Annotated in this window: 26 protein-coding genes; 5 read left to right on the top strand and 21 right to left on the bottom strand. The window is 39.8% G+C overall.

The window, feature by feature from the left end:
• Positions 1–10: 10 nt before the first annotated feature.
• The 3 genes from cls to spxA form a co-directional block, all read right to left on the bottom strand.
• Positions 11–1522 carry a cardiolipin synthase gene (gene cls, locus J2S07_RS01010; RefSeq protein ID WP_307148530.1) on the bottom strand — a complete coding sequence of 504 codons (1512 nt, stop codon included), beginning with the start codon at positions 1520–1522 and terminating at the stop codon, positions 11–13.
• A 167-nt stretch (positions 1523–1689) separates the two neighbouring features.
• On the bottom strand, positions 1690–2352 hold the full coding sequence (mecA, locus tag J2S07_RS01005) for an adaptor protein MecA (RefSeq protein ID WP_307148529.1): 663 nt from the start codon (positions 2350–2352) through the stop codon (positions 1690–1692).
• A 384-nt stretch (positions 2353–2736) separates the two neighbouring features.
• The gene (spxA, locus tag J2S07_RS01000; protein WP_307148528.1) at positions 2737–3132 is read right to left on the bottom strand and encodes a transcriptional regulator SpxA; all 396 of its coding nucleotides are present in this window, start codon (positions 3130–3132) and stop codon (positions 2737–2739) included.
• Between the two features lie 437 nt (positions 3133–3569).
• On the opposite strand from spxA, the gene J2S07_RS00995 reads away from it, so the two are divergent.
• Complete coding sequence (locus J2S07_RS00995; RefSeq protein ID WP_307148527.1) at positions 3570–3755, top strand: hypothetical protein; 186 nt, start codon at positions 3570–3572, stop codon at positions 3753–3755.
• 38 nt (positions 3756–3793) lie between these two features.
• On the opposite strand, the gene J2S07_RS00990 is transcribed toward J2S07_RS00995, so the two are convergent.
• The 6 genes from J2S07_RS00990 to J2S07_RS00965 all read right to left on the bottom strand — a co-directional run bounded on the left by J2S07_RS00990 (position 3794) and on the right by J2S07_RS00965 (position 10925).
• On the bottom strand, positions 3794–4993 hold the full coding sequence (locus J2S07_RS00990) for a putative glycoside hydrolase (protein ID WP_307148526.1): 1200 nt from the start codon (positions 4991–4993) through the stop codon (positions 3794–3796).
• Between the two features lie 134 nt (positions 4994–5127).
• Positions 5128–6069, bottom strand: a complete 942-nt coding sequence (gene oppF / locus J2S07_RS00985; RefSeq protein WP_307148525.1) for an oligopeptide ABC transporter ATP-binding protein OppF — start codon at positions 6067–6069, stop codon at positions 5128–5130.
• The gene (locus J2S07_RS00980) at positions 6070–7113 is read right to left on the bottom strand and encodes an ABC transporter ATP-binding protein (protein WP_307148524.1); all 1044 of its coding nucleotides are present in this window, start codon (positions 7111–7113) and stop codon (positions 6070–6072) included. It lies immediately after the preceding gene.
• A gap of 19 nt (positions 7114–7132) precedes the next feature.
• Positions 7133–8155: an oligopeptide ABC transporter permease gene (opp3C, locus tag J2S07_RS00975; RefSeq protein ID WP_307148523.1), complete on the bottom strand. Its 1023-nt coding sequence runs from the start codon at positions 8153–8155 to the stop codon at positions 7133–7135.
• A complete protein-coding gene (gene opp3b, locus J2S07_RS00970) occupies positions 8155–9084 on the bottom strand; it encodes an oligopeptide ABC transporter permease (RefSeq protein WP_307148522.1) in 930 nt (309 codons plus the stop codon). Before opp3b ends, opp3C begins: the two co-directional genes overlap by 1 nt.
• 152 nt (positions 9085–9236) lie before the next feature.
• Positions 9237–10925, bottom strand: a complete 1689-nt coding sequence (locus J2S07_RS00965) for a peptide ABC transporter substrate-binding protein (protein ID WP_307148521.1) — start codon at positions 10923–10925, stop codon at positions 9237–9239.
• Between the two features lie 248 nt (positions 10926–11173).
• Here J2S07_RS00965 and J2S07_RS00960 point away from each other — a divergent pair, with 248 nt between their 5' ends.
• Positions 11174–11527, top strand: a complete 354-nt coding sequence (locus J2S07_RS00960) for a DUF3899 domain-containing protein (protein ID WP_307148520.1) — start codon at positions 11174–11176, stop codon at positions 11525–11527.
• A gap of 49 nt (positions 11528–11576) precedes the next feature.
• Positions 11577–12566, top strand: a complete 990-nt coding sequence (trpS, locus tag J2S07_RS00955; protein WP_307148519.1) for a tryptophan--tRNA ligase — start codon at positions 11577–11579, stop codon at positions 12564–12566.
• A 95-nt stretch (positions 12567–12661) separates the two neighbouring features.
• Here trpS and J2S07_RS00950 read toward each other — a convergent pair whose 3' ends face one another.
• The 9 genes from J2S07_RS00950 to J2S07_RS00910 form a co-directional block, all read right to left on the bottom strand.
• The gene (locus J2S07_RS00950; RefSeq protein WP_307148518.1) at positions 12662–13408 is read right to left on the bottom strand and encodes a YjbA family protein; all 747 of its coding nucleotides are present in this window, start codon (positions 13406–13408) and stop codon (positions 12662–12664) included.
• Positions 13409–13632: 224 nt separating this feature from the next.
• Positions 13633–15510, bottom strand: a complete 1878-nt coding sequence (gene opp4A, locus J2S07_RS00945) for an oligopeptide ABC transporter substrate-binding protein (protein ID WP_307148517.1) — start codon at positions 15508–15510, stop codon at positions 13633–13635.
• Between the two features lie 17 nt (positions 15511–15527).
• On the bottom strand, positions 15528–16442 hold the full coding sequence (locus J2S07_RS00940; protein WP_307148516.1) for an ABC transporter permease: 915 nt from the start codon (positions 16440–16442) through the stop codon (positions 15528–15530).
• Between the two features lie 24 nt (positions 16443–16466).
• Positions 16467–17429 carry an oligopeptide ABC transporter permease gene (gene opp4B / locus J2S07_RS00935; RefSeq protein WP_307148515.1) on the bottom strand — a complete coding sequence of 321 codons (963 nt, stop codon included), beginning with the start codon at positions 17427–17429 and terminating at the stop codon, positions 16467–16469.
• 5 nt (positions 17430–17434) lie between these two features.
• Positions 17435–18367, bottom strand: coding sequence for an ABC transporter ATP-binding protein (locus J2S07_RS00930; protein ID WP_307148514.1), 933 nt, complete (start codon positions 18365–18367; stop codon positions 17435–17437).
• Positions 18354–19370 (bottom strand): ABC transporter ATP-binding protein, encoded by a 1017-nt coding sequence (locus tag J2S07_RS00925; RefSeq protein ID WP_307148513.1) that lies wholly within the window; start codon positions 19368–19370, stop codon positions 18354–18356. The genes J2S07_RS00930 and J2S07_RS00925 overlap by 14 nt, the downstream gene beginning before the upstream one ends.
• 279 nt (positions 19371–19649) lie before the next feature.
• Positions 19650–20417, bottom strand: a complete 768-nt coding sequence (locus tag J2S07_RS00920; RefSeq protein WP_307148512.1) for a DUF2268 domain-containing putative Zn-dependent protease — start codon at positions 20415–20417, stop codon at positions 19650–19652.
• A gap of 79 nt (positions 20418–20496) precedes the next feature.
• A complete protein-coding gene (fabF, locus tag J2S07_RS00915) occupies positions 20497–21735 on the bottom strand; it encodes a beta-ketoacyl-ACP synthase II (protein ID WP_307148511.1) in 1239 nt (412 codons plus the stop codon).
• Positions 21736–21802: 67 nt separating this feature from the next.
• Positions 21803–22735 carry a beta-ketoacyl-ACP synthase III gene (locus J2S07_RS00910; RefSeq protein WP_307148510.1) on the bottom strand — a complete coding sequence of 311 codons (933 nt, stop codon included), beginning with the start codon at positions 22733–22735 and terminating at the stop codon, positions 21803–21805.
• Between the two features lie 246 nt (positions 22736–22981).
• Here J2S07_RS00910 and J2S07_RS00905 point away from each other — a divergent pair, with 246 nt between their 5' ends.
• A complete protein-coding gene (locus J2S07_RS00905) occupies positions 22982–23317 on the top strand; it encodes a hypothetical protein (RefSeq protein WP_307148509.1) in 336 nt (111 codons plus the stop codon).
• Between the two features lie 50 nt (positions 23318–23367).
• On the opposite strand, the gene J2S07_RS00900 is transcribed toward J2S07_RS00905, so the two are convergent.
• The 3 genes from J2S07_RS00900 to J2S07_RS00890 all read right to left on the bottom strand — a co-directional run bounded on the left by J2S07_RS00900 (position 23368) and on the right by J2S07_RS00890 (position 25939).
• On the bottom strand, positions 23368–24333 hold the full coding sequence (locus J2S07_RS00900; protein ID WP_307148508.1) for a BMP family ABC transporter substrate-binding protein: 966 nt from the start codon (positions 24331–24333) through the stop codon (positions 23368–23370).
• 143 nt (positions 24334–24476) lie between these two features.
• Positions 24477–25052 (bottom strand): hypothetical protein, encoded by a 576-nt coding sequence (locus J2S07_RS00895; protein WP_307148507.1) that lies wholly within the window; start codon positions 25050–25052, stop codon positions 24477–24479.
• A 146-nt stretch (positions 25053–25198) separates the two neighbouring features.
• Complete coding sequence (locus tag J2S07_RS00890) at positions 25199–25939, bottom strand: alpha/beta fold hydrolase (protein WP_307148506.1); 741 nt, start codon at positions 25937–25939, stop codon at positions 25199–25201.
• A 220-nt stretch (positions 25940–26159) separates the two neighbouring features.
• On the opposite strand from J2S07_RS00890, the gene J2S07_RS00885 reads away from it, so the two are divergent.
• A complete protein-coding gene (locus tag J2S07_RS00885; RefSeq protein ID WP_307148505.1) occupies positions 26160–26351 on the top strand; it encodes a DUF2929 family protein in 192 nt (63 codons plus the stop codon).
• Positions 26352–26359: the final 8 nt, after the last annotated feature.

Genomic DNA, 26359 nt, shown 5'->3' with positions numbered 1-26359 from the left:
CTTCAGGATTCTATAAGAACGGGGAGAGAAGCCGTGATAATGATTCCATGAGTCGATATCCAAGATGGCGCTTTTTGAAATCCTCTAGACGAAGCTCCTCTGAATCTTTTAGGTCATGGATGAATTCTCTTACAAGCTTGTCCGTGCTCCTCGTATTATAGAGAAACGCATTTACTTCAAAATTCAAGTGGAAGCTACGCATATCCATATTGGAGGTTCCAATCGACGCTAGGGTGTCATCGACAATAATAATTTTACTATGCATAAACCCTTTTTTGTAGGCATAGATTTTTACTCCTGCTTCAAGCAGATCAGGAAAATAGGAGCGAGAGGCATGAAACACGATCCGTTTGTCTGGCTTACTCGGAACAAGAAGCCTTACATCAATTCCACTCAGGGCTGCAATTTTCAAAGCACTAAAGATATCCTCATCTGGAATGAAGTATGGGGAGGCAATCCAAACCGACATCTTTGCGGAGGTGATCATCGAAAAGAAAATACTTTTTATCACACTCCATTCATTATCAGGCCCTCCAGCAATCAGCTGCACGCCCTCACGACTATTTTCCATTTGTACGGGTGAGAGATATTCCGCAGTAAGCAAACCTTGATTTGTCATGTAATACCAATCCTGGAGAAAAATCAGCTGCAATGTACGGACAGCCTCTCCTTTTAACCATAGATGTGTGTCCCTCCAATGGCCAAAGTGCTCATTGCGTCCCAAATATTCATCACCAATGTTTAGACCCCCGACAAAGCCAATGCTTCCATCGATGACAATGATTTTTCGGTGGTTGCGAAAATTAAATTTACTATTTAGGAAAGGAAGCCTTACTGGGCCGAACGGGATAATCTCAATCCCTGCTTCACGCATTTCCCGGATATATTTCTTTGAAAGCATCCATGAACCTACAGCATCATAGAGGAATCGAACTTTGACACCCTCCTTCGCTTTCGTAATAAGGATATCCTTAATTTTGTTACCTAATTTATCACTGCGAACAATGTAGTACTCAATGTGAATATGATGTGTTGCCTCCTTTAGGGCATGTATGATTTCCATGAACGTTTCGTCACCATTGTTCAATACCTTGGTCTCCGTTCGAAAGGAAATGGGACTGTTTCCCAGCTTATGGGCAAGGTGAAAAAGCTTGCGCTGGTCAGGATCCATTTCCTCAATTCGCTCAACACTTGGATAATCCACATCCCCTTCAATTTGAAGGAAAGCTTGTTTATCGAATATGTATTTTTTCCTAAACATCTTTTCTCTGCGATAGTTCCGTCCAAATAGTAAATAGAAAATAAAACCAACAAGAGGAAAGCTCCCCAGCACCACCAACCAGGTTAGGGTTTGAGTGGGATGGCGATTTTCCAGGAAGATAATAAACCCAATAAAGATGACGGACAAAGTAGTGATAATGCTTATATAGCCCAATAAACCGCCTTTAATATAATCTCCAAGCAAATAATAAAGCACAGCTAATATACCAATAAATAAAAGGACTCTCACTGTATTCTTCAAGCGATCATCACCTCGGTTCATTAGAAAAGCGCAGGAGCTAAGCACTGTTCAGAGTACAAGAACTTAACCCTATTGATCTTATTAAAAAATACCGATTTCATCAATGAAATCGGTATTTTTATAAGGCATTGTTACGTAAATCGGACATATTTTTGAAAAAATCATTGTTAATGAAAATATTTCCTCAACTCTGAAAAGACATGTTCAGAAATAATGAGATGCCCGTATTCTTCCACACGATGGATGGTTACCTGTGTTTCAGCTCCGTATTCAAGCAGAATACTTAGGCAATCATCGATTTCATCTTCATCAAATTCTTCCTCAGGGAATTCCACATATAAATAATAGTTATTTTCAAAGGAATATAGCTTAGTCACCAATGAATCAAGAATATTACGATTCGATAGCGATATTAAGTCCTCAAAATCGTTAAAAGCGATTAAGAATTCCAATGTTCCTTCAGGAGCAATTTCTTCACCATCTTTTGGATTAAAATGTTGATCCAACAGTTCTTCTATTCTGTCGTCCACAGGTAAATCCTTTAGCTTTTCATCTGGAATTGGCAGCTCGAACTTCTGTCCATCCTTGGAAATTTGTGCTCTTGTCACAAGGATCTCCAGCCCTTTATCCAAAGCTTGTACTTGAATCCAAAGAGGTCCTTCTAGGATAAATTCCTCCTCCTGATGAACTTCATCCATCATTTCCCAAAATAGCTCTTCACTTCGCTCCCGGTTGTACCAGATTTCCTCGCGGTCAAAGCCCCGCTCTTCTATATCGACATATGAAATGTAAAACTTTACCGTATGTTCATTGATCCGTTCAATATCCATCAAGTAACCTCTCCCTTCTTGCATTATTTGGAAGGGAATAAATACCCCCATGCAAAATACATGTACCTTTACCCATTACTTTTAATCACATAGAAGGATGTAAAGCACTATAATAATAAAAAGTGTTATTACCTTGTACTCTTATTTTATGATAAAAAGGAGATAAAGGGAAATAAAATAACACGGTTTCTTAAAAACCATTATATGCCTACTCAACACAAAAAAGCTCGTGCAAAATCTTATTTGTAGTATCTTATCAAAAAACATTCCTACTCACAAATTATTTCTCCCTGATACTCCCACACCTGAAGAAGTGGGCTTTTCAAGTTCGGAAGTTCCATAAATACAAAAAACCCCCGATACAAAGGATCGAAGGTTTTCCCATTAGTTTACAAGACGTCTCGCTTCTTGAAGCTGGAATGTACGTACCTTTCTTGGAAGGAAACGGCGGATTTCATCCTCGTTATAACCCACCTGAAGGCGCTTTTCATCAATAATAATTGGACGACGTAGCAAACCGGGATTGTCCTTAATAAGCACAAGCAAATCCTGGAGCGGCATCGTTTCAAGATTCACATTCAGTTTCTGAAAGGTCTTAGATCTTGTTGAAATGATCTCATCTGTTCCGTCCTCAGTCATTCGAAGAATTTCCTTAATTTCCTCTACTGTTAAAGGATCAGAAAAAACATTACGCTCTTGATAAGGTATTTCATGCTCTTCAAGCCAAATCTTCGCTTTGCGGCAAGATGTGCAACTAGGTGAAGTGTATAAAGTAACCAAATCAATTCACACTCCTTAAATTCAAGATACAAAAATATATATTAACCATGTTTATCAAAAATCACTTAAATTAAAATAACTTTAAACAAGTAATGTATATTAATTATTATACACCAATATAAATCAAAAAGGTATAGATTTTTGAGCATGCAGCCAACTGTTTCAAAAAATTGCTTTCATGAAAGTTCTCTCTATATAAGACGTATTTGTCACCTAAAAGTTTCATGTATTTCTGCATTTTTTTATTTTGTTTCTAAAAAAGCTGGCTTCTGTTCTATTGTGTCATTTCTAGCGGTCATTTTCAATTAATGTCATGAAAATGAAAAAAAATATTAATGAATTTAATGAGACTGAATTCATTTTTCCCCTTTCATAATAATTGAACTTCTTTTACAATAGGGGTAGGGGATAAACAATAGAAAGATGGGGGTTATATCATGGTACCTTACATAACCGATCTGGCCATTGTCGCAGTGCTCATTATTGCAATCACAGCAACAATGGGTGTCATTACAAATGGCATCGGAACGAAAATTTTCGGCGGAAAGAATCGAAATCTATTTGTAGATAAATCGGAAAGAATGCAAACAGGCTGGAAAAGCGTAGGTGGCTTCAAAAAATAGAAAAAAACTGAGACTCGCATGGTCTCAGTTTTTTTCTATTAAGGGGTATAGTCCACATTCTTTGTATAGCTATTCCCTGCATTCCAAAGCAAGAATTCCTTAATCCCTTGTTCATTTAAAGCTTTAATTTGTGCTTCTACCTCCTGCTTTCCATAGCGCTTGTAATTTCCGCTACCAAGCCAGGATGCTGTGAAGTCTTGAAGCCAGGGTCTTGAGATTGGACGGTGCTCAAGCTTTGAGAGAATGGAATTCTCCACCTTTGCATATTCCGTCACCAGCCGATAAGGATCCAAATCAGGCTTACTGATTCCGAAATAGGAGGTCCAATGACTTGGGTAGATCATCGATGAAATAACATCAATCTGCTCGCTTATTTTCGAGAAATTTTGGCCAATTCCAGGTGCTTCAGGAAGTGTTGCTGTATAGCCAAAGATGTCAACTGAAACCTTGGCTCCATATGGTTCAAGCTTTTTCTTCGCATAGGCAACAAAATCCGTTACGGCCTGCACCCGCTTTTGAACATTGTCCATATCCATTTGCTCGTATTCTCCCATGGTATATGTTAAAGCATTATCTCTTTTCTCGAAGCCCTCTGGAAAACGCACATAGTCAAACTGGATTTCCTGAAAGCCCATTTTGGCAGCCTCAATGGCTATGCCAACATTATAATCCCAAACTTCCTTCAGAAAAGGGTTCACAAATGACTCTCCTCGACCGTTTTTCCAGACGGTTGAACCATTTTTAAAGGAAAGCTCCGGCTTCATGTTAGCTAATGCGGTATCCTTGAATACTACCACTCTAGCAATCGGATAGATCTTCTTTTGTTCCAGCGTTTTTAGCATTTCTTTTGGATTCTTAATATATGGCTTCCCAATTGCCTTATAGGGTGAGGTCTCATCAGGTATGTAAGTAATATTGCCCCAATCATCCTTCACATCAATGACCATCGCATTCAGATCCGTATTCTCAATTAAATGAATTAATTGGGGGAATTTTTCTCCTCCTGCGGAATGACCGGTCACATAAATTCCTCTCACAGCATCTGGGTAGTCAAATTTAAGCCCGCTATCATACTTAAAACGTGTCAGCACATCGGGCAGATTTTTGATCAAAAGGTCCTCCCGCACTGGTAATGATTTTGCTAATCCATCCTGCTTTTGTTTTGCTAGAGCAATACTTCCTCCAAACAATAGCAAAAAAAACAAAGCCAACAAACTTACGACACGAAAAGATTTCATTATGTCCCCCTTTTCTATTTTATCTTATGTATATGAGATTATTAGATTATCATTCTTCTACATTTTACCCTTAAAATTGACAATAATCTACATGGCAAATAAAGAAAACGATCTCGGTTTTGAGATCGTTTTTGTTATTTTGCATATTGCGCCTTATATTGTTCAAATTCTTTTTGAGAGCATTGAACGAAGTGACCTGGCTTTATCTCACGAAGCTTCACCTCATCATCACTGCTGTAATTATGAACCTTCGGATTATAGGTTTTCCGCTTGCGATTACGTTCATAATTTGGATCTGGCAATGGAATCGCAGACAAAAGGGATTGGGTATATGGATGGATCGGGTTATTGTACAAATCGTCCGCTGGTGCTAGCTCGACTAGCTTCCCGAAGTACATGACACCAATCCGGTCACTGATGTATTTCACCATGGACAGATCATGAGCGATGAAAAGGTAGGTTAAGCCTTTTTCCTTTTGCAGCTTTTTCATGAGATTGACAACCTGAGCCTGAATGGAAACATCGAGGGCGGAAATTGGTTCATCAGCAATGATGAATTCCGGCTCTACTGCAAGTGCTCGAGCAATGCCAATCCGTTGTCTTTGACCCCCTGAGAACTCATGGGGATATCGATTGGCATGCTCTTTGTTTAAGCCGACCGTTTCTAGTAGCTCAATGACACGATTCATTCTGTCTTCCTTTGAAGATGCAAGTCCGTGAATATCAATTCCTTCCGCAATGATATCAGACACCTTCATTCGCGGATTTAAGGATGCTTGCGGATCCTGGAAAATCATTTGCATTTTACGGTTAAACTCTTTTAGTTCAGCCTTTGATTTTTTCCCATGGACATTGACGCCATTATAGAGTACTTCGCCACCAGTTGCATCGTATAAGCGTATGATCGTCCGGCCTGTCGTTGATTTTCCACAGCCTGATTCGCCAACAAGCCCTAAGGTTTCACCTTTGAATATGTCAAAGGAGATGTCATCGACGGCTCTCACTTCATTTGCCTTTCCAACATTGAAGTATTGCTTTAAATTCTTTATCTCCAATAGTTTCTCCGTGCTCGCCATTTAATTCCCCTCCTTCAAGCCAAGGAATTGGCGCTTGCGTTTTTGAACAGCCTCTGGCGGTTCGACCTTTGGTGCTTCTGGATGCAAGAGCCATGTCGCCGCATAATGCGTATCGGAAACCTTGAACATTGGCGGCTGTTTTTCAAGGTCTATTTTCATTGCATAGCGGTTACGAGGTGCAAAGGCATCTCCTTTCGGTGGATGAAGCAAATCTGGCGGCGTCCCAGGAATCGCATAAAGCTCTTCATCTTCCGTATCGAGTGTCGGCATCGAGCTAATCAAGCCCCAGGTGTACGGGTGCTGTGGGTTATAGAACACCTCATCGACAGTTCCGACCTCAACAATTTTTCCTCCATACATGACAGCTACTCGATCCGCCACATTGGCTACTACACCTAGATCGTGGGTAATAAAGATAATCGACGTGTCAATCTTTTTCTGTAAGGCCTTCATCAGTTCAAGGATTTGGGCTTGAATCGTTACATCAAGAGCGGTCGTCGGTTCATCTGCAATTAACACCTTAGGGTTGCAAGCCAATGCAATCGCGATGACGACACGCTGCCTCATTCCGCCTGAGAATTGATGAGGATATTGCTCAAAGCGTACCTCGGGATTGGGAATTCCAACTAGATCAAGAATTTCAATCGCTCTCTTTTTAGCGGCTCCCTTACTTAATTTTTGATGCTTCATAATCGGTTCAATAATTTGCCTTCCAACCTTCATCGTTGGATTCAAAGATGTCATCGGATCCTGAAAAATCATCGAAATGTCTTTGCCACGAATCTTCTGCATCGCCTTATCAGAAAGCTTTGCGAGATCTTTCCCTTCAAAAAGGATTTGTCCCTGTTTAATCTCTGAGTTTGATTCAGGTAACAGATGCATAATCGCTTTGGACGTGACTGATTTCCCTGAGCCTGATTCACCGACAATAGCGAGTGTTTCCCCTTTATGCAAATCAAAATTCACGCCACGGATAGCTTGTACCTCTCCAGAAAAAGTATGGAAGGAGATATGCAAATCCTTCACTTCTAATATTTTTTCCACTTCAATTCACCTGCCTTTTCTAGTCGCGCATCTTCGGATCTAGAGCATCCCTCAGTCCATCAGCCACCATGTTAAAACAGATCATAATCAAGCTGATGACAATGGCTGGGATGATCATTTGGTAAGGATATAGCTGCAGCACCTTAAATCCATCATCAATTAATGTTCCCAATGAGGCATGTGGAGGCTGTAATCCTAACCCAATAAAACTTAAGAAAGCTTCAAAGAAAATCGCATTCGGAATGGTAAACATGGTATTGATAATAATCACTCCAGCTAAGTTTGGAACAAGATGCTTGCCAATAATCTTTCCATTAGATAGTCCAAGGGTTCTAGCAGCGAGGACATATTCCTGACTCTTCAGCTTCAGAACCTGCGCCCGCACGACCCTAGCCATTCCCACCCAGCCCGTTATCGTTAAGGCAATGGTAATGGAGAGAATCCCAGGCTTGAGGACGATAATCATGAGGATAACGACCACCAGGTTCGGAATCCCTATCAAGATCTCGGTAATACGCTGCATAAAATTATCGGTTCTACCCCCGACAAAGCCAGAGATCGCCCCGTATAGAACACCAATAATCATATCAATGGCTGCTGCCAGAAATGCAATATATAAAGAAACCTGAGTTCCCTTCCAAAGCCGTGTAAAAATATCACGACCTAAGCTATCCGTACCTAACCAATAATATTCATCGACATGCTTTACCTTGTAAGCGTTGTACGTATCTCCATTCTTCCTTGTTAATTCCCCATCAAACGGAAGCCAGCTGATGTTTTCTAACACAGGAATACGCGGTGGCAAATTGTTATGCTTTAAATTTTGGTCGGCATAGCCATGGCCTGTAATATTCGGTCCAACGATAGCCATAATGATTAATATCGCAAGAATAATGATGCTCACGATCGCACCTTTGTTCTTCCTTACACGAAGCCATGCGTCCTGCCAATAATTCAAGCTAGGCTTTGAAATTTGCTCACTTTTTGTCGCATCCATTTCAACGGGCGAAAACATTTCTTGTGGAATTTTTTCATTTTCCATTATTTTTTCCCTCCCGCTAAACGAATTCTCGGATCGATCACACCATAGAGGAGATCGACAATTAGAATGACGACTACAAACAAGGCAGCAAATAATAATGTCGTTCCCATGATAACAGGGTAATCATTGACCTGAATGGATTTGACAAATTGCTCTCCAATTCCGGGAATACCAAAGATTTTTTCAATAACTAATGATCCCGTCATTAAACTGACGACTAACGGCCCCAATACAGTAACAACTGGAATAAGAGCATTTCTTAGCGCATGCTTAAAGGCGATATCAAACCAGCTTGCACCCTTCGCTTTAGCAAGCACAATATAATCTGATTCTAATACCTCGATCATTTCCGTACGTACAAACCGAGCCGCAGTTGCTAGTGGGAACATCGCAAGTGCAATCGTTGGGAGGATCGTATACTCAGGTCCTCTCCAGAACGCAACCGGGAACCAGCCCAGCTTCACACCAAGATAATATTGCATGAGTCCTGCAAAGACAAAGGATGGGATCGATTTGCCAAGAACCGCAATAAATGTCGATCCGTAATCCACCCATGTGTTTTGCTTCAGCGCTGCAAGAACCCCAAGAATAATTCCAAAGATAGTCCCAAAGATGATCGCCTGAAAACCGAGCTGGGCTGAAGGGCCAAAGCTCTTGACAATAATTTCTGTTACACCAACATTATCAAACTGAAAGGAAACACCTAAATCTCCCTTTACCAAATTCATCATATAGTTCGCATATTGAACAGGTACTGGATCATCTAGCCCATACTTCTCTTTCATAATCGCAAGCTGGGTTTCAGATAACTTATCAGCTTTCGTAAAAGGTGTACCTGGAATAATTTTCATAAGGAAAAAGGTAAACGAGGCAATTAAGAATAGAGTGATGATCATATAGATGATACGCTGAGTCACATATTTTGCCACCAGTGTGCACCTCCTAATATTTTTCTAAATCTCGAAAAAGTTAGATAGTTTTTCTTTAAAAAGGGAAAAGAGAGTATATTGAATAACAATATACTCTCCCTTACAACGATGTTAATCATTGTAGTCAAACCAAGCCATGTCTTAAATAGGTATTATTTTACAGAAGTCCATTTAAAGCTATATTCTGGTCCAACTAAATGGTAGGTGAAATTTTTGACCTTTTCACTTACTAATACGTTGGAGGATCGTTGATAAATTGGTGCAATGGCAGCATCTTCCTCTAGAAGAATTCGTTCTGCTTCTGCAAGTGCCTTGTAACGTTCAACTGGAGATTGAGCTAAAGTTGTTTGTGCATCTTTAATAAGCTTGTCATACTTTGGATTGGAATAGCTCATTTTGTTATTTCCACTACCTGTAACCCAAAGGTCAGAGAATGTCATTGGGTCGAGGTAATCCGGCCCCCAAAGAGCGAGCTGTAAGTCATAATCCTGCTTGTTTTGGCGGTCAATACGAACGCTGAATGGTACACTTTCAACAGAAATTTTTATACCTTTTAGGTTTGTTTCCAATTGGCTCTTAATATACTCAGCCGTTTTCTTCGCCGTTTCAGTATCATCGGTTAAGTATCTTAATTCAACCGTATCGGTACCAAGCGCTGCTAGGCCTTTTTTCCATGCCTTCTTTGCTGCATCTACGTTGTAAGGTAGTAATTTGTTTCCATTAATATCTCGGAAATCCTTGCCTGTTTCCTCATTTTTTACAAATTCATTTGGAACCGCATAGTTTGCCACAATTGAACCGTTATTCAAAACTCCATCCACATAATCTTGCTTGTTAATCGCTTGAGCAATTGCCTTACGAATATCTGGATTTTGTAATGCTTTATTATCTTTTTGATTCATTTTTAACCAAGCCAAGGTTGGCTCTAACCATTTTACTAATCTTTCATCACCCTCGTACTGTGGTACAACATCGGATGAAAGCTTACCAGTGATATCAACTTCACCGGTTTCAAACGCATTCGCTTGAGCTTGTGGATCCTTTAAGACATTCCATTGAACCTTTTCAAGCTTAACGGTATCCGCATCCCAATAATCTTTGTTTTTTATATAGGACCATTCAGAATCTGTGCTACCATCCCAATCGGATAAAACGAAAGGACCATTGAAGATCAAATTTTCAGCTTTTTGAGCATATTTATCTCCCTGTTCCTCCACAAATTTTTGATTTTGCGGATAGAACGTAGGGAATGCCATCAGTGATTTAATATAAGGAATCGGTTTCTCTAAAGCAACCTCAAGTGTCTTCTCATCAAGAGCTTTTACACCTAGCGTGTTTAGATCAACATCTTTTTTTTCCGCTGCAGCAGCAATGATTTCTGCAGCTCCCTTGATTTTTCCTTCCATCATGTATGGACCATATTCAGATGCAGTAGCTGGGTCCATCGCCTTTTTCCATGCATATACGAAATCATTCGCTGTTACAGGATCACCATTTGACCATTTTGCATCGCGAATTTTAAAAGTGTAGGTTAAGCCATCATCACTGACTGTTGGTTCTCCATCAGCCATACCTGGGACCACCTCTTGATTTGGATCAAGACGATATAGTCCTTCCATTACATTGTTCATCGTCGTAAAGCTTACAGTATCGGAGGCCTTGACGGAATCCATCGCTGGAATAGCTGTTGACTCCAACATTCTAATTTCCTGCGCTGATTTTCCACCTTTATCAGCAGCCTTGTCATCATCTTTCCCTTTATCTCCTCCACCGCAGGCTGCTAGGAACATGCTCACCACGAGCGACAAAGACAAAAGTAATAAATATTTTGACTTTTTCACGAGTAAACCCCCTTATTATTTTCTGAAAAATTGTTACAATGATTATTATACAGATAATAATTATTTTGTAAATTATTTTATTGAAAAAATTTTATTTTACGGAAATGTCAGGTATTATTATTTTGTGCAAATAGATAACTATCTTAAACGTTGATAAATCAGTGTTTCTCTATATTTATTTTTTCTTTGAAAATTATCGTTATTTATTATTTAATTTTGAAATAATATTTTAATTTGGAGATGATATTTTGAAAAAATATTTTATTCAAACATTCATTCTATTTCTCTTTTCCGAGGCAATCATTTTCTCTTTTATTTTTTTCAATGAGATGTCACTGCTTTCCTATATTAATATCTCTTTCTATATAGGCTCTTTATTCATTTTTGTGTCTTTATTATTTTTCACAGTCAAAAGCGGGTTCTTTGATGCGGTGACAAAATCCTTTCGAGACGTATTTGCACGCAAAAATGCAGCAAAAAAAGATGTGCAGGAAATGCTTCTCCCTTCTGAAATGATTTCATTTAACATTTTTCCCTACTTGGTGAATGGGCTGCTGATTATCCTCACTATGCTTGTCGCCTTATCCATTTATGGATTTTAAATTTTATTTCGGAAATGGTATAATTTATTAGAGAATAGGAGGAAATAAGATGCAAACGATTTTTTCTGGAATTCAACCAAGTGGTACGATAACACTTGGAAATTACATTGGGGCGATGAAGCAATTTGTGGAGTTACAGGATGAGTATAATTGCTATTTTTGCATCGTGGACGAGCATGCGATCACCGTCCCGCAAGACCCCATTCAGTTGAGAAAAAATATAAGAAGCCTGGCCGCACTTTACATAGCTGTAGGGATTGATCCCAACAAGGCGACGCTTTTCATTCAATCAGAGGTTCCAGCACATGCTCAGGCCGGTTGGATGCTCCAATGCGTAACCTATATTGGTGAGTTGGAGAGGATGACACAATTTAAGGATAAATCTGCTGGGAAGGAAGCTGTTGTGGCAGGTCTTTTAACCTATCCACCATTAATGGTTGGAGACATCCTCTTGTATAACACCGATCTTGTGCCTGTTGGGGAAGATCAAAAGCAGCACCTAGAATTAACAAGGGATATTGCAGAAAGATTTAATAAAAAATACAATGACATTTTTACGATTCCAGAGGTTCGCATCGCTAAAGAAGGGGCACGAATTATGTCCCTTCAGGAGCCGACAAAGAAGATGAGTAAATCCGATCCGAACCAAAAGGCGTTCATCTCTTTACTTGATGAACCAAAGCAAATTGAAAAGAAAATTAAGAGCGCCGTAACCGATTCCGAAGGGATTGTGAAGTATGATAAGGAAAATAAACCAGGCATATCAAATTTACTCACGATCTATTCGATTTTTGCAAATAAATCCATCGCAGAACTAGAGAAGGAATATGAGGGCAAAGGCTACGGAGATTTCAAAGGTGATTTAGCTAAGGTCGTTGTAGAGGCGATCGAGCCAATCCAGAAGAAATATTATGAGCTGCTCGATTCACCAGAGTTAGACGAGATTCTCGACCGTGGAGCTGAAAAAGCTAGTGCCGTCGCGAATAAGATGTTGAAAAAGATGGAAAATGCGATGGGATTAGGCAGAAAGAAGAGATAATACGGCGGAAAAAAGGTAACCAACATTGCAAGGTTACCTTTTTGCTTGATTATTCTATTATCTGGGTACCAATCAAACCAGGTGTTCTTCCTAGTTCAATTCACCTTCGAACCATGCTCCATTTCCCATAGCTTTTCAAAAAAGGGCTGGCCCTTAATGAGATTCTCACAAAACTGTTCATGCTTGCCCGACCATCCAAATTTCGTTTCCTCGTACAGCTGTTGCCATGCATGGTCAAAATTCAAATCCTGAATTTCCTTATAGCGCTCCGGACTCCATTCTGTATACCAATAACGGATCTCCGCAGCATTATTGCAGGCCCTTAGCTGGTCCAAGGCCATAAACAATAATTGCTTTAACTGCCTCTCCTTCCTCGTCAGCCCATGCATTAATTCCGGTGCAGGTGATAGAATATGAAATTCCTTCATAGGAGAGTGACCATTAAACTCATAATCAATAGGATCATGACTTTCAATCATTTCATAGACTAGCTGCTCTTGCCGAGGAATGAGTCTGCTTTTTCGAATCGGAATATTATAGCCAATTGTATCGACCACAATGATCCCGACCCCATCCGTTGCCACAAAACAATATTCGAGCTGGATTCTCTCATGATTTTTCCGTAAATACGCCTTTTGATAGATGTCATCTAATAGCTGCTGCGGTAATTCTGATAAGTCATTCTCTATGTAATTGAAAAGGACAGATGATATTTTTAACAAAGGAACCTGATCCAGAAGTTCGACTCCATCATCCTTACGCCATTCGTGGAAGTGACAAACATTGTATCCATTCTCTTCACCTTCAAACCAATTCACCCAAACATCATGAAGATATAACATGAATCTACCCCTCACTTCATTAACCTGTTTGTCACTAAGTATTGTCAGTGAGGAAAAATTTTATTCCCAGAAATCCCATCATCCACCAAAATATCCAATAATGGAGAAGGAATACGATTTTCTCAAACATTGATGTTTTTGAACATAACCAGTTCCATTATTACCATCTGAATGAAAACGACATAAGAAAAGACCCGTTAAAAACGAGTCTTTTCTTTAGATGATTATTTTGCTTTTGGAGCTTCTTCTGCAGTTACAGCGATGTTTTGTTTTTCATTCCATCCTTCTTCGATCGAATAGTTTTGAACACGGTTGTTGACCGGAACTAAAATTGCACGATATAGAGTTGGGAATACTGGAACTTCATCTACCATTAATTGTTGCCACTCATTGTATACTTTTTTACGATAGTCTACATCAAATGCGTCTTTTGAAATTCCTTTTGCAAGAAGCTCATCGTTTTTGTCATTTTGCCAACGAGTAAAGTTGAACATTACATTACCATATAGGCCTGTTGGGTCAACGTCAATTCCCACGCCCCATGCACCTTGGTAAATATCTACAGCAGGATCGTCATCACCAGCTTGTCCAACACGATCGTAGAACGTGTTAAACTCTTGTAAACGGCCATCTAATAATTCTACATTAAGTCCTACTTCTTTCCAAGCTTGGATATAGTATTTTGCTAATGGCTCAGCAGTGTCGCCACCTGACATAGAAGCAAAGTTGATTACGAAAGGTTTACCGTTCTTATCTTCACGGATTCCGTCACCATCAACATCTTTGTAGCCAGCTTCATCAAGCAATTGCTTTGCTTTTTCAGGATCGTACTTACGACCTTCGTTTGTTGCATCATGGAATTCTGGATGGGATGGAGGAATTAATGTTGTCGCATTCCAACGTAATCCATGGTAGAACTTCTTACCAACAGTGTCATTATCAACCGCATGCCACATTGCTTGGCGTAATTTCACATCAGCCATTTTTGCATTTGGATCTGGCTTAATCGATTTGTTTTCTTTATCATATGAACCTAATTTGAAACCAATATACGTATAGGCACGGTCAATAGCCCCTAAGTATTCCACGTTTGACATTTTCGCATTAGCTGGAAATTGATCAACTGGGAATTCGCTAACCGTATCAATTTCACCTTTTTCAAGCGCTTGAACAACAACAGTCGGGTTAACCACTTTAATTGTTACAGAATCAAGCTTTGGCTCACCGCGCCAGTAGTCAGCGTTTTTCTTCATAACTACAGATTCACCAGGTACGATTGAATCAACGATGAATGGTCCAAAACCGATTGGCTTTTCACGAACTTCTTTTGAAGAAGAGATTTTATCTACAGGCATATCACCAAAAATATGCTTAGCAAGTGGATATGTCCAAATTCCACCAGTTAGTAGAGATGGAGATTGTTGCTTGTAAGTGATTTTTAATGTTTTCTCGTCAATCAATTCAATACCAGTAATAGAATCTGCTTTTCCGTCATGGTATTCTTCCACACCGACAACATTTGTAATATCTCCATAGCGAACACCATCATACTTTGGATTAGCAATTACTTCATGAGCAAATGCCCAGTCCTCAGCCGTTACAGGCTTGCCATCGTGCCAGTTAACATTGTCTCTGATTTTGAAAGTAATGGTTACACCATTTTCTTTTACTTCTGCAGCTTGGTCAGCTGGAAGCTTCTCAAGAACTGCTGGTGAAACCTCTGCATCTGTTTCATAGGTTGCTGCTCCATCATTTGTGTACACATAGTTGACATCCCATGTTAATAGAGGTTCGTCAAACCAAGTAAGAATTTGTGCATCAGGGTTTCCATCATAGAAGTTCCAGTTAAGAGTTCCTTCAAATGCAGTATCTGATACTAATCCATAGTTGAAGTTTCCGCCTTCAATGGCTTTTCCTTCGTTTGTCTTTGTATTGCTGAAATCTTCGATGGAGTATAATCCATCTTCTTTTTCTTCTGTCTTCTTGTCGCCTTTGTCGCCAGAGTCTTTCGCCTTGTCCCCATCTTTAGAACAAGCGGTTAACACTAGTGAAAAGACAAGCAAGAACGCCAACAGAAGCTTGCTGAATGTTGCCTTTTTCATTCTGCTATTCCTCCCTTTTAGCCTCTTCTTTGTTTTGCGTCGGTCGCACGCTTTAACGCTTGTCCGACATTATTTATACTTAACATCAATACTAGAATTAGTAATGATGCAGGTACCCAAATCCACCACCTAAATTCAAGAGTTTGTGGGTTTCTCGCATAAGAAACTAAAGTTCCTAAGCTTGGCGTGCTTTCTGGGAATCCAAAGCCCAAGAAGGATAAACCAGATTCTAAGCCAATGTTTGCAGCCAAATTCAATGTCATCGAGACGATGATGATCGAACTTAAATTTGGCAGCACTTGGGTAAAAATAATCTTCAAGTTAGAAGAACCAAGTGTTTTGGATGCTTGTACATAATCCAGTTCCTTTTCCTGTAAGGCTTTTGAACGGATTAACCTTGCTTTTCCCATCCACAAAAATGCCGTCATAATTAATGAAAATGATAGGATACTATACTTCGGTACAATCGCCACGAAGACGATAACAATCATCACGAACGGCAATACCATGAAGAAATCAACGATTCGCATCATAATATTATCAATCGTTCCACCAAAGTAACCAGCGATTAATCCATAAATAATCCCAATCACACCGGTCATCAAAGTGACTAATATACCAATGGAGAGTGAATTTCGTGTACCGATAATTAATTGACCGAATACATCCCGTCCACCGTAATCTGTTCCAAGCAGAAATTCCTCTGATGGCGGCTGGTGAATAGAGAATAAATCAACCTTTACAATTTCCTCTTGATCGAGGAAAAAAGAAACGCCATACACCGAAACAATCAATAAGACTAGAAAAATCAAAGAGATAAATGCAACTTTATCCCGAACAATTTCCCGCCACACGATTTTCCAGCCTGGAGGACTTTTTGGTGCATCTTTCGTAGTTACAATATTTTTATCTAATTGAACCTTTTCTTCCATTTTGAATCACCTCACTGTGGATGCTTATTTAATCCGTATACGCGGGTCAACGATACTTAAGACAATATCTGATAGTAGAGATCCTAGAATAGTAAATATTCCGAATAATAATACTAACGCTGTCACAACACTGTAGTCACGAAGAAGAATCGAATTTAAGAATAGTTGCCCCATCCCAGGATAACCGAAGATATTTTCAATGAAAATCGAGCCCCCGATTAAACCTGAAATTTCATATCCGAAAAAAGCAGCAATCGGTAACAGTGAATTTCTCAAAATATGGCGATTATAAACTCTTGATTCAGAAGCCCCTTTTGCTCTTGCAGTCAAAATAAAGTCCTTCTGCTTCGTATCGATGATTTCACTTCGCAAGTATTGAACTGTTGATACAGTAGAAATCAATGCCATAGACAAGGCTGGTAACAACATGTGATAAACCTTGCTCATAAAATAATCGAGCGTTCCAGGCTCTATCCCTGGCTTAACACTTCCACCTGTTGGGAACCAATCTAAATAAAAACCAAATATCCAAAGCATAACGAGCGCAAAGATAAATAATGGTGCAGCAAAACCGATATAGGTGTATCCTGTAATGATTCGGTCTGCCCATGTGTCGTGAAAGCGCCCACTCGTAATTCCAAGAGGAACTGCAATTAAATAAGTAATGATTAAGGTCAATACGGATAGCCAAAACGTATTAACAAGTCTTTGCCAAACAAGCTCGCTTACAGGCATCTTAAATTTAAAGGATTGCCCCAAATCCCCGTGCAATACACCGCTTATCCAATTGGCATATTGCTCGTACCACGGGTCATTTAGACCAAGGGCTTCCCGCTTTTCTTCGATGGTACTTGGGTCAATATTCGGATCAATCAATCCTGTTAAAGCATCCCCAGGCATCATCTTTGCTAATATAAACACGACGATACTAAGCAATATAATTTGCGGAATCATCGTAATGATTCGACGTAAAGAAAATTTCCACATTGCAATCAACCTCTCTCAGGCAAAGCCACTAGATGTGTATCAGATACGGGCTGCAACGGATAGGCCAAGCCCTCGTCATCAAAGTATTGATCAAATGCCTGCTCATACTCTTGTTTTACATCTTGACGGAATTTAAGCTGTTCATTGCGGTTTCTAGGATTGATATCTGGAATGGCTGCAACAAGTCGCTTTGTGTAAATATGCTGCGGGTTCTCAAAAATATCCTTTGTTGTTCCAGATTCAACATGTCTACCCTTATACATAATCCCGATATGGTCACACATATGTTTGATAACACCAAGATCATGGCTAATAAATAGATAAGTAAGTCCTAATTCCTTTTGGATCTCCTGCATAAAATTCAATACTTGTGCCTGTACGGATACATCTAGTGCTGAAACAGGCTCGTCCGCAATGATTAGCTTTGGTTTTAAGGCAATGGCTCGGGCAATTCCGATTCTTTGGCGCTGTCCACCTGAGAATTCATGCGGGTACTTAAGAATACTTTCCGGACTTAATCCAACAAGCTCTAAGAGCTCCTGAACTCTCTTCGTTTCCTCTGCCTTTGAAAGCTTTTCATAGTTTCGAAGAGGCTCAGCGATAATATCAATGACTCGCTTCTTCGGATTCAAAGAAGAGTACGGGTCCTGAAAAATCATTTGAATATCTCTGCGTAAATCCTTACTCGCTCGACGTAAGTCGGTAATTTCCTTTCCTTCAAAGGTAACCCTTCCTGACGTGATCTTATTTAATCCGATGATGGCACGGCCCGTTGTTGTTTTCCCTGAACCGGATTCCCCAACCAAACCGTATGTTTTTCCTTTTTCAATCGAAAATGATACCCCATCAACAGCTTTTACATGAGCAAGAGTTCTTCCAAAAAATCCCCCTCGAATGGGAAAGTGAACCTTTAGATCATCAATTTCAAGAAATGACATGCTGCTTTTCCTCCTTGTCTTCGTGAGGGAAATGAAAATCCTTGTAGCAGGTACAACGAACGAAGTGTCCAGGACTTACTTCATGCAGGACTGGATTCTTCTCATGCGCTGATTCCTTAATCCAAGGGATTCTCGGACCGAAACGACAGCCTTCCCTTGGTAAATTTTGCAGTGCTGGAACAACCCCTTGAATCACATGAAGCTTGCTTTGCTCCTCATTGGTCGTTGGTACTGAGTTCAGTAATGATCTTGTATAAGGATGCAATGGGTTCTCAAATAATGTATACACATCAGCAATTTCAACGATTTGTCCTGCATACATGACCGCTACACGGTCAGCCATTTCTGCGACAACCCCTAAGTCATGGGTAATGAGAATGACTCCTGCATGCGACTCCTCTTTTAAGTCCTTAATAAGATCAAGAATTTGTGACTGAATCGTTACATCAAGTGCGGTTGTTGGCTCATCCGCTATTAACAGCTCAGGATTATTAGCAATCGCCATCGCAATAACTACCCGTTGTCTCATCCCACCCGATAGTTCATGTGGATATTGTGTATACACATGTTCTGGACGAGGAATACCAACCTTTGTTAATAACTCAACAACACGCTGCTTTCGCTCATTCACGGCCATATTTTTGTTATGAATTAACAAAATTTCGCCAATTTGATCGCCAATAATCATCAATGGATTAAGAGCAGTAAGGGGATCCTGGAAGATCATCCCCATGTTCTTCCCACGCAGCTTATTTAATTCAGCTGTAGATAAATTGACTAAATTCTGGCCCTTAAATGTAATTTCCCCTTCAATTTTTGCACGAGTGTGCAGATTCATAATGGAGAATGCCAGAGCGCTTTTTCCACATCCTGACTCTCCCACGATCGCTAATAACTCGTTCTTATTCACTGTAAGTGAAACGTCGTCAACCGCTGCAAAATACTCGTCCTTAATTCGAAAGGAAGTTTTCAAATGGTTTATTTTTAATACTGGCTCACTCAAAGTAATCCTCCTAACCCCTCCGGAGCGTGAATCTCATACATGCACTGAATCCTTTTATGCTGATTCAACACTGAGAGAATATAACTTGAAGGCTTGTTTTCTTATTAAATTTAAGTTATTTGAATTATTCAGTTAATTCGATTGGATGATTAAAATATTATTACAATTTTATTAAAAAAGCAAGATATTTTTAATAGTTAATAAAATTCCCTTTTTTAAAAAAAGCAAAAAGCCTTTAATAGCAGGCTTTTTCAAGGAAAATTCACATATAATATTGTTTCAATTTATGAAATTTTCGGACGTCGAATAAAAATTTATTTTTCTGGAAAAGTTTCTATTTTCTGAATTGTCTTTCGTAATATAGTAACCTAGGGCATAACCCAATAATCTTGGATATCCTCCTCGTCCAAAAAGAATTCGATCATGAAGAGGATTCTCTCTTTTAATCTGACGAGTTTCTTTCTTCAGCTTCTTCCAGTACTTTTTTAATTCCTCCTCTGAATAGGAATCACACCAAGCTGCCTTATACTTACTTCCGCAATAATACTCTACAGCATGTTCAGCTAGCCCCTCTAATACGATAGAATCCAGCAAGGAGAATTCCTTTATGTCCTTTTTCTGCTTATGAATCCGACAAACATGGTGATACTCATGAATAAACAGTGCCTCTAATTCATTCTTATCCTCGAAGGGAGACAAAAATAGAAATAATTTACCTTTAAAGGAAACACCCCCTTTTTGCTGTGAGGTTCCCATTAGAAAGCTCCCACTGCTAATCGGGAATATATAAATATCCACGTCTGGTCCGTTCCATTTCTTCTGATATTTTTCATGGAGCTGTGCCACCTGCTCCCAAACCATTTCCTTCTTCAGCTGCTGAAAGCAGCTCCAGCTTCTCAAATTGGGCTTATACATGCCGAATTGTTGTAAATAAGAATAGAAACGGCTCGCATCACCAGAAATACGCCCACATATTTTCTTTGGATCTTTAAAATCCTCTTCCAGCCATTCATCCGTACGAATTACCCCAAAATGTTCGACCTCCATTTTTTTTCATTCTATGATGAGATAACAGAAGTAGTGTGTTAGCAAGCAAAAAAAGAACAGGTGGCCCTGTTCTTTACAGTCATTCATATTTTCGGAATGCGATGGTCGCATTATGTCCACCAAAGCCTAAGGAGTTGCTTATAGCCGTCTTAATTTCCTGCTGTCTTGCTTTGTTCGGTACATAGTCAAGATCACATTCTGGATCAGGTGTTTCATAGTTAATCGTTGGTGGTAATATCGATTCCTTCATCGCTAGCACAGTAAAGATCGCTTCAATTCCCCCGGCAGCACCAAGCAAATGGCCGGTCATTGATTTTGTTGAGCTGATAGCAAGCTTGTAGGCATGATCCCCGAACACTTCCTTGATCGCCATGGTTTCATATTTGTCATTATAGTCCGTGCTGGTCCCATGAGCATTGATATACGCAATATCTTCTGGCTTTAGGCCAGCATCCGCAATGGCCATCTTCATGGCACGGGCTCCACCTTCTCCTCCAGGGGCCGGTGCTGTGATATGGTAGGCATCTCCCGTGGCCCCATAACCGACGATTTCCGCATAAATTTTTGCTCCTCTAGCAAGTGCATGCTCAAGCTCCTCTAAGACAACAATTCCTGCCCCTTCCCCCATGACAAATCCGTCTCGATTTAAGTCAAATGGGCGGCTCGCCTTCTCTGGATCCGGATTCGTCGAAAGTGCTTTATTTGCACAAAAGCCCGCCATCGACATTTTTGAAATCGGGGCTTCCGTACCTCCTGTAATCATCGCATCGGCGTCGCCACGTTGAATCACTTTAAATGCATCACCAATTGAATTGGTGCCCGTTGCACATGCCGTTACTGTACAGGAATTAAATCCCCTTGCCCCTAATGTAATCGATACCTGGCCTGTCGCCATATCGGGAATCATCATCGGGACAAAAAATGGACTTACGCGGCGATAGCCTTTATTGAGAAAGGTCTCAAACTGGTTTTCAAAGGTTTCCATCCCGCCAATTCCAGAGCCTATCCATACGCCTACCCGATGCGAATTCTCTTCTGTAATCTGCAAGGCTGCATCCTTTACCGCCATCAAGGAAGCAGCGACGGCATAATGGGTGAAGCGGTCCATTTTTCTAGCATCTTTCTTGTCAATAAAATCTTCAACATTAAAATCCTTTACTTCTGCAACTACTTTTACTGGATAGTCATCAGGATTTAGCCTCGTTAAAAAACCGACTCCCGAAACCCCTTCTTTAATATTTTTCCAGGTCGTTTCAATATCTTTTCCAAGTGGTGTAACCGCACCGACTCCTGTTACAACAACTCTTCGCTTTGTCATCTTACCCAACTCCTAACTTTAGAAATCCCATACTTCAAAAAACAACAATGCCTTTGAAAATAGCTACTTATTTTCCCCATCTTAAGGCAATTGCCCCCCAGGTTAAACCTCCACCGAAGCCAACCATTACAAGAACATCATCATCCTTAATTCTTCCTGCCTCTAGCTCCTCAACAATTGAGATAGGAATCGAAGCTGCGGATGTATTCCCATATTTATGCACGGTTTTGGACATCTTCTCAAGCGGAAGGTCCAATCTTTGTCTGGATGCTTCCATGATCCGGATATTGGCTTGGTGAGGGATAAGCATATCGACATCCTGCTTTGTTAAGCCTGCTTTCTCCAAGACATTGACACTGCTTTCACCCATTTGACGAACGGCAAATTTAAAAACCTCCCGTCCATTCATAATAATATATTCGTCCTGATAGAGGTGTTTTCCTCCTGTTCCGTCTGCACCTAATTCAAATGCGAGGATTCCTCGATGATCAGATACCTGACCCATGATGACGGCTCCAGCACCATCTCCAAACAGCACAGCAGTACCGCGATCATCCCAATCCGTAATTTTCGATAATTTCTCCACACCTACTACCAACACATACTTATAGGCACCACCTTCAATGAAATGCTTGGCGGTCACCATACCGTACATGAAACCAGCGCATGCAGCACTAATATCCATGGCGGCGGCATTCATTGCCCCTAATTTCTCCTGAATCATACAAGAGACGGATGGGAAGGGTGTATCCGGTGTCACCGTCGCTACTAAAATAAGCCCGATTTCCTCCGCTGTGATCCCTGCATTTGCAATCGCATTTTGGGCAGCGCGATAGGCCATTTCAGAGGTATCCATTCCATCCTCTGCAATTCTTCTTTCTTCAATTCCTGTTCTTGTTCTTATCCATTCATCAGATGTATCCATCATCTTTTCTAAATCAGCGTTTGTGACAACCTTTTCGGGAAGATATCTACCAATACCGATAACTCCTGCGTTCATATATCCATCTCCTTTAAGTTTTCATCTATTTTATTCTATTACTAATTATTATGACTTGGTACTAATAATATTAGCAACAGATCACAGTATCTGCAACTTTTTTTCTTGAAAACAATCTTCTGACTAATCTATAGACGTCAATATAATTGGCTGGATTCCATTATTATTTCCACTAGTGTCCATACCTTTTCCTCATGTAGGCATAGATTGTATTAACAGGAAGTGGAAAATTGTGGGGTGACAAAAATGGAGGAAAAACAGCAAGTTCATTCTGATCCCTTCTCAAAATTTATGTTTGGTGAGCAACGAAATTTGGAGAAGGGACAGGATGTTACATCTAAGGAGGAAAGCAGTGAACAAAAAGAATGGGACTGGTTATTGGGGGGAAGAGTGCCAGCTCACGTGCCAAAGAAACAAGCTCATTCCCTACCAAAGAATTTCTCATTGGATCGGGTCCTGCAAAATGTTGACTATGATGAAGTCATGCAGCATGTCGATACAATATTGACCTCTGCCAATGAATTAAAGCCTTTGTTAAAAATGGCAAAGCCCTTCATTGGAGCTTTTTTTACTAAAAAATGATTTCCTTGATCAAAAAAACTACCAATCAATCCTGAACGGTAGTTTTCGTTTTATTTGCCCTTAATTGGGAGCTTTCCATCTTTCTTATATGTATTAATGAGTTCGTTGATTTTTTTCTCAAATGCTTTGTCAACCAGTGGACTAAATTGGCCAAGCGTAATCACATCATCTTGAAAATCGAAGGTTAGATTTCCTGATTCCAGCCTCCCCCTATTAAATTCATCGGCAACCAATTCATAAAGGGTATCTACATGCTGGATTGTGCTCGTAAGAACCGTCGATTCTCCTAAATCCGATTGGTCGGAAATATATCCGATCGCAAATAGGCCATTTTCTTTGACCTTCTCAATGACTGGAACATTATATCCATCTCCAGCTGGATAAAAAACATCTACACCATCGGCAAGCATATCCTCAAAAATGGCTAATGCACCTTTATCATCGTCCCAATGCAACACATACTGGATGTCAACCTTAACATCCTCGTTCTCATAAAGGGCTCCTTCATAAAAGCCTTCGATTTCCGGCTGCCATTCATAGGCGGCAATCATTCCAACACGGTTTGTCTTCGTCATATGCCCTGCGACCATCCCTCCAAAAAAACCCATCGCATAGGCATCAAAGTTTAGACTCGTTGTGTTTTTTTCAGCCGCATCTCCATTAAAACAAACAAAATGAATCTTTGGATATTCCTTGGCTAGAAGGTTAAAATATTCGGCGTACTCATTACCATGGCCAAAAATTAGATTTACGCCCTTTTGTTCAAACTCTTTGACAGCCCTCTCTACAACGGCAAGAGAGTTCATACCTTCTTTATAGTAAACATCTACATCAAAGCGCGATTGGATTTTTAGCATGCCCTTATAACCCTTTGTCCCCCACACCTGATCATTTATTGTCTCTGGAACCAGCAATCCAACTTTCTGTAATTTCCCAGTATTTAAAGGTTGTCCACAAGCAGACAGCGTAAAAAGGCATAAAAGAACTATACCGAAACGAACTATGAGCTTTTTCATTCCTTTTCCGCCTCTCCAAAAATATTCAAAAGGCATCTTACTTTTTTCCCATTATGATTGACACAGTTCTCTTCTATTCTACATTTCCCTATGAAAATTTGAAAGCCTTTTTTAGAGGACCACTTGTATCGGCCACATTGGGTTTATCCATGTGTTGCATCTGCTAGCTTCATCACTGCATGAATTAAATCGTTTATATATTCTTGGGTAATTTCGTTTTCCCTAATGCTTGACTCATTTTCAACTTCAAATTCCCAGGATGAAGAAGGAAAATAAAATAGCTTGAAAGGAATCTCCTTATGCCTAAGAAGATCGAATACCTTCTCCAGCCAAGGATGGGGCTCAATGCGGGTATTAACTAGCAGTGAAATTGGAAGGAGAAAGATTACTTTTCCCTTCTTGCTACGAAAATTTGCAATGATATTATTTAGAGCTTCGAGCTCTGTAGCTGGTTTCGCCGCATCCCTAAATTGTTCGCATAAATCGATAAAAAGAAAAGTCCCTTCTTTTTTTAACAATTCGAGGTCAAAATTCTTCATCTCCGACTCTGAAAAATTTGCATTCCTTCCGATGTATAAGCGTCTTTCTTCCGCTTTCGACTTATCTTTTCCTTGCTCTAGATGGATTCCATCCACCTCCAGTCCTGTCTCAAGAATTCGGTTGCACAGCTGGAATCCAAAATTTTCAAAGACACCAATAATTACCGCTCGCTCCATCATATAAAAGCCTCCCCATGCATAAGAAGATCTAATTCATCCTATGCAAAGGGAGGCTTGATTATTTCATTACAGATCCTTTCTCAACCAATGTCGCTATTGAACAAAAATAATCGGATAAAAAACACGATCCGCACGAACAGCCTTCATCACAGAATTTCTTCATGAGCTCGAAGGAAGTTTATAATATAATAACCAAGTTGGACTTTCTTTTCTGGCATAAGATAGGTAATTGTAATTGGTGAGTCTTCATTTCTCCATTTAACTGAAAGCTCTTTTAACAGATTAGACTGTTTATAAGCTCTATTTCCAGAGAGAACATGGATAATTTTCACTGGAACATCCGAATGCAAACTGGACCAATCATTCTCGGTTTGACAAATGATTTCAATGATTTGATTACTCTCTGCTTCATAAGAAGACGAAAGTTCTTTTAGAAGCTTCTTGTAGAAAAACTTATGCTCTTTCTCCTGTTCTAAATGATGCCTCAAAGACATCACTGGATTAATTAGAACGACTGAGCGAATATTCCCCTTCATTTCCTTAAGGAGCTGGAGTGCCACTAAAGCCCCCATTCCTTCGGCCAACAAATGAATTCTCTGATTGATGATTTCTGTTCGAATAATAAATTCATATAAACTTTTGGCTAGATGGACGGCCCTGCTGCTTCCCCAGTTCTTTCCATATAAATTGGAGTAAAAGACTGTATAGCCAGCCTTTTTTAGACTATTAATAAGAGAAAGCTTTCCTTCGTTCTGCGACCAGAAGCTCGTTTTTTCATCGACAAAATTTCTCTCATCACCAATAATGAGGATACCGAAACCAGTGGGTTTTTCGGGATAATGAATCATATTCCATTCGGTATCCAGTTTAAAGTTTCGGTTCTCCATTGTAAAAACTCCTTTTGCTTTGTAACTCTTTATTGATAATACTTGCACATCTTCTATTAATGTATGAAGTTTCCTAGAAAGGGTAAGGGAGTTCGCCTATTTGTGATAGATTTCTTTTGTGGAAAAAACTCCAGAAAAGCTTATCTAATAAGTTTCTCTTTTCCAAATGTAAACGCTATGTTAGAATAAAAAGGATGTTAAATAGTAAGAGGTGAATACGGTGAAATTCTTTTGGACTTTTTTCTGGACATTCGCTCTAATTCAAATGTCAGCCTATGTTGGAAGTTCTATGATTGGTACGGAGTATAATTTCACAGCTGCATGTATCTTGGCAGTGATTGCTACCATTCTTATTTTGATTGTATCTTCAATTATTCCAAATGAACCGACTGGAAAAGAAGGATTGCAGTAATGTACTGC

It is taken from the genome of Anoxybacillus andreesenii (assembly GCF_030813005.1).
In the GTDB taxonomy this organism is placed as follows: Bacteria; Bacillota; Bacilli; order Bacillales; family Cytobacillaceae; genus Robertmurraya; species Robertmurraya andreesenii.
This window is presented reverse-complemented; position numbering and strand designations above follow the sequence as displayed.

Excerpts from the sequence above, each read along its gene's own strand:
- mecA (WP_307148529.1), bottom strand. The coding sequence starts at position 2,352 with ATGGATATTGAACGGATCAATGAACATACGGTAAAGTTTTACATTTCA.
- J2S07_RS00995 (WP_307148527.1), top strand. The coding sequence starts at position 3,570 with ATGGTACCTTACATAACCGATCTGGCCATTGTCGCAGTGCTCATTATT.
- J2S07_RS00990 (WP_307148526.1), bottom strand. The coding sequence starts at position 4,993 with ATGAAATCTTTTCGTGTCGTAAGTTTGTTGGCTTTGTTTTTTTTGCTA.
- oppF (WP_307148525.1), bottom strand. The coding sequence starts at position 6,069 with ATGGCGAGCACGGAGAAACTATTGGAGATAAAGAATTTAAAGCAATAC.
- opp3C (WP_307148523.1), bottom strand. The coding sequence starts at position 8,155 with ATGGAAAATGAAAAAATTCCACAAGAAATGTTTTCGCCCGTTGAAATG.
- trpS (WP_307148519.1), top strand. The coding sequence starts at position 11,577 with ATGCAAACGATTTTTTCTGGAATTCAACCAAGTGGTACGATAACACTT.
- J2S07_RS00950 (WP_307148518.1), bottom strand. The coding sequence starts at position 13,408 with ATGTTATATCTTCATGATGTTTGGGTGAATTGGTTTGAAGGTGAAGAG.
- opp4A (WP_307148517.1), bottom strand. The coding sequence starts at position 15,510 with ATGAAAAAGGCAACATTCAGCAAGCTTCTGTTGGCGTTCTTGCTTGTC.
- J2S07_RS00940 (WP_307148516.1), bottom strand. The coding sequence starts at position 16,442 with ATGGAAGAAAAGGTTCAATTAGATAAAAATATTGTAACTACGAAAGAT.
- opp4B (WP_307148515.1), bottom strand. The coding sequence starts at position 17,429 with ATGTGGAAATTTTCTTTACGTCGAATCATTACGATGATTCCGCAAATT.
- J2S07_RS00930 (WP_307148514.1), bottom strand. The coding sequence starts at position 18,367 with ATGTCATTTCTTGAAATTGATGATCTAAAGGTTCACTTTCCCATTCGA.
- J2S07_RS00920 (WP_307148512.1), bottom strand. The coding sequence starts at position 20,417 with ATGGAGGTCGAACATTTTGGGGTAATTCGTACGGATGAATGGCTGGAA.
- fabF (WP_307148511.1), bottom strand. The coding sequence starts at position 21,735 with ATGACAAAGCGAAGAGTTGTTGTAACAGGAGTCGGTGCGGTTACACCA.
- J2S07_RS00910 (WP_307148510.1), bottom strand. The coding sequence starts at position 22,735 with ATGAACGCAGGAGTTATCGGTATTGGTAGATATCTTCCCGAAAAGGTT.
- J2S07_RS00905 (WP_307148509.1), top strand. The coding sequence starts at position 22,982 with ATGGAGGAAAAACAGCAAGTTCATTCTGATCCCTTCTCAAAATTTATG.
- J2S07_RS00900 (WP_307148508.1), bottom strand. The coding sequence starts at position 24,333 with ATGAAAAAGCTCATAGTTCGTTTCGGTATAGTTCTTTTATGCCTTTTT.
- J2S07_RS00895 (WP_307148507.1), bottom strand. The coding sequence starts at position 25,052 with ATGATGGAGCGAGCGGTAATTATTGGTGTCTTTGAAAATTTTGGATTC.
- J2S07_RS00890 (WP_307148506.1), bottom strand. The coding sequence starts at position 25,939 with ATGGAGAACCGAAACTTTAAACTGGATACCGAATGGAATATGATTCAT.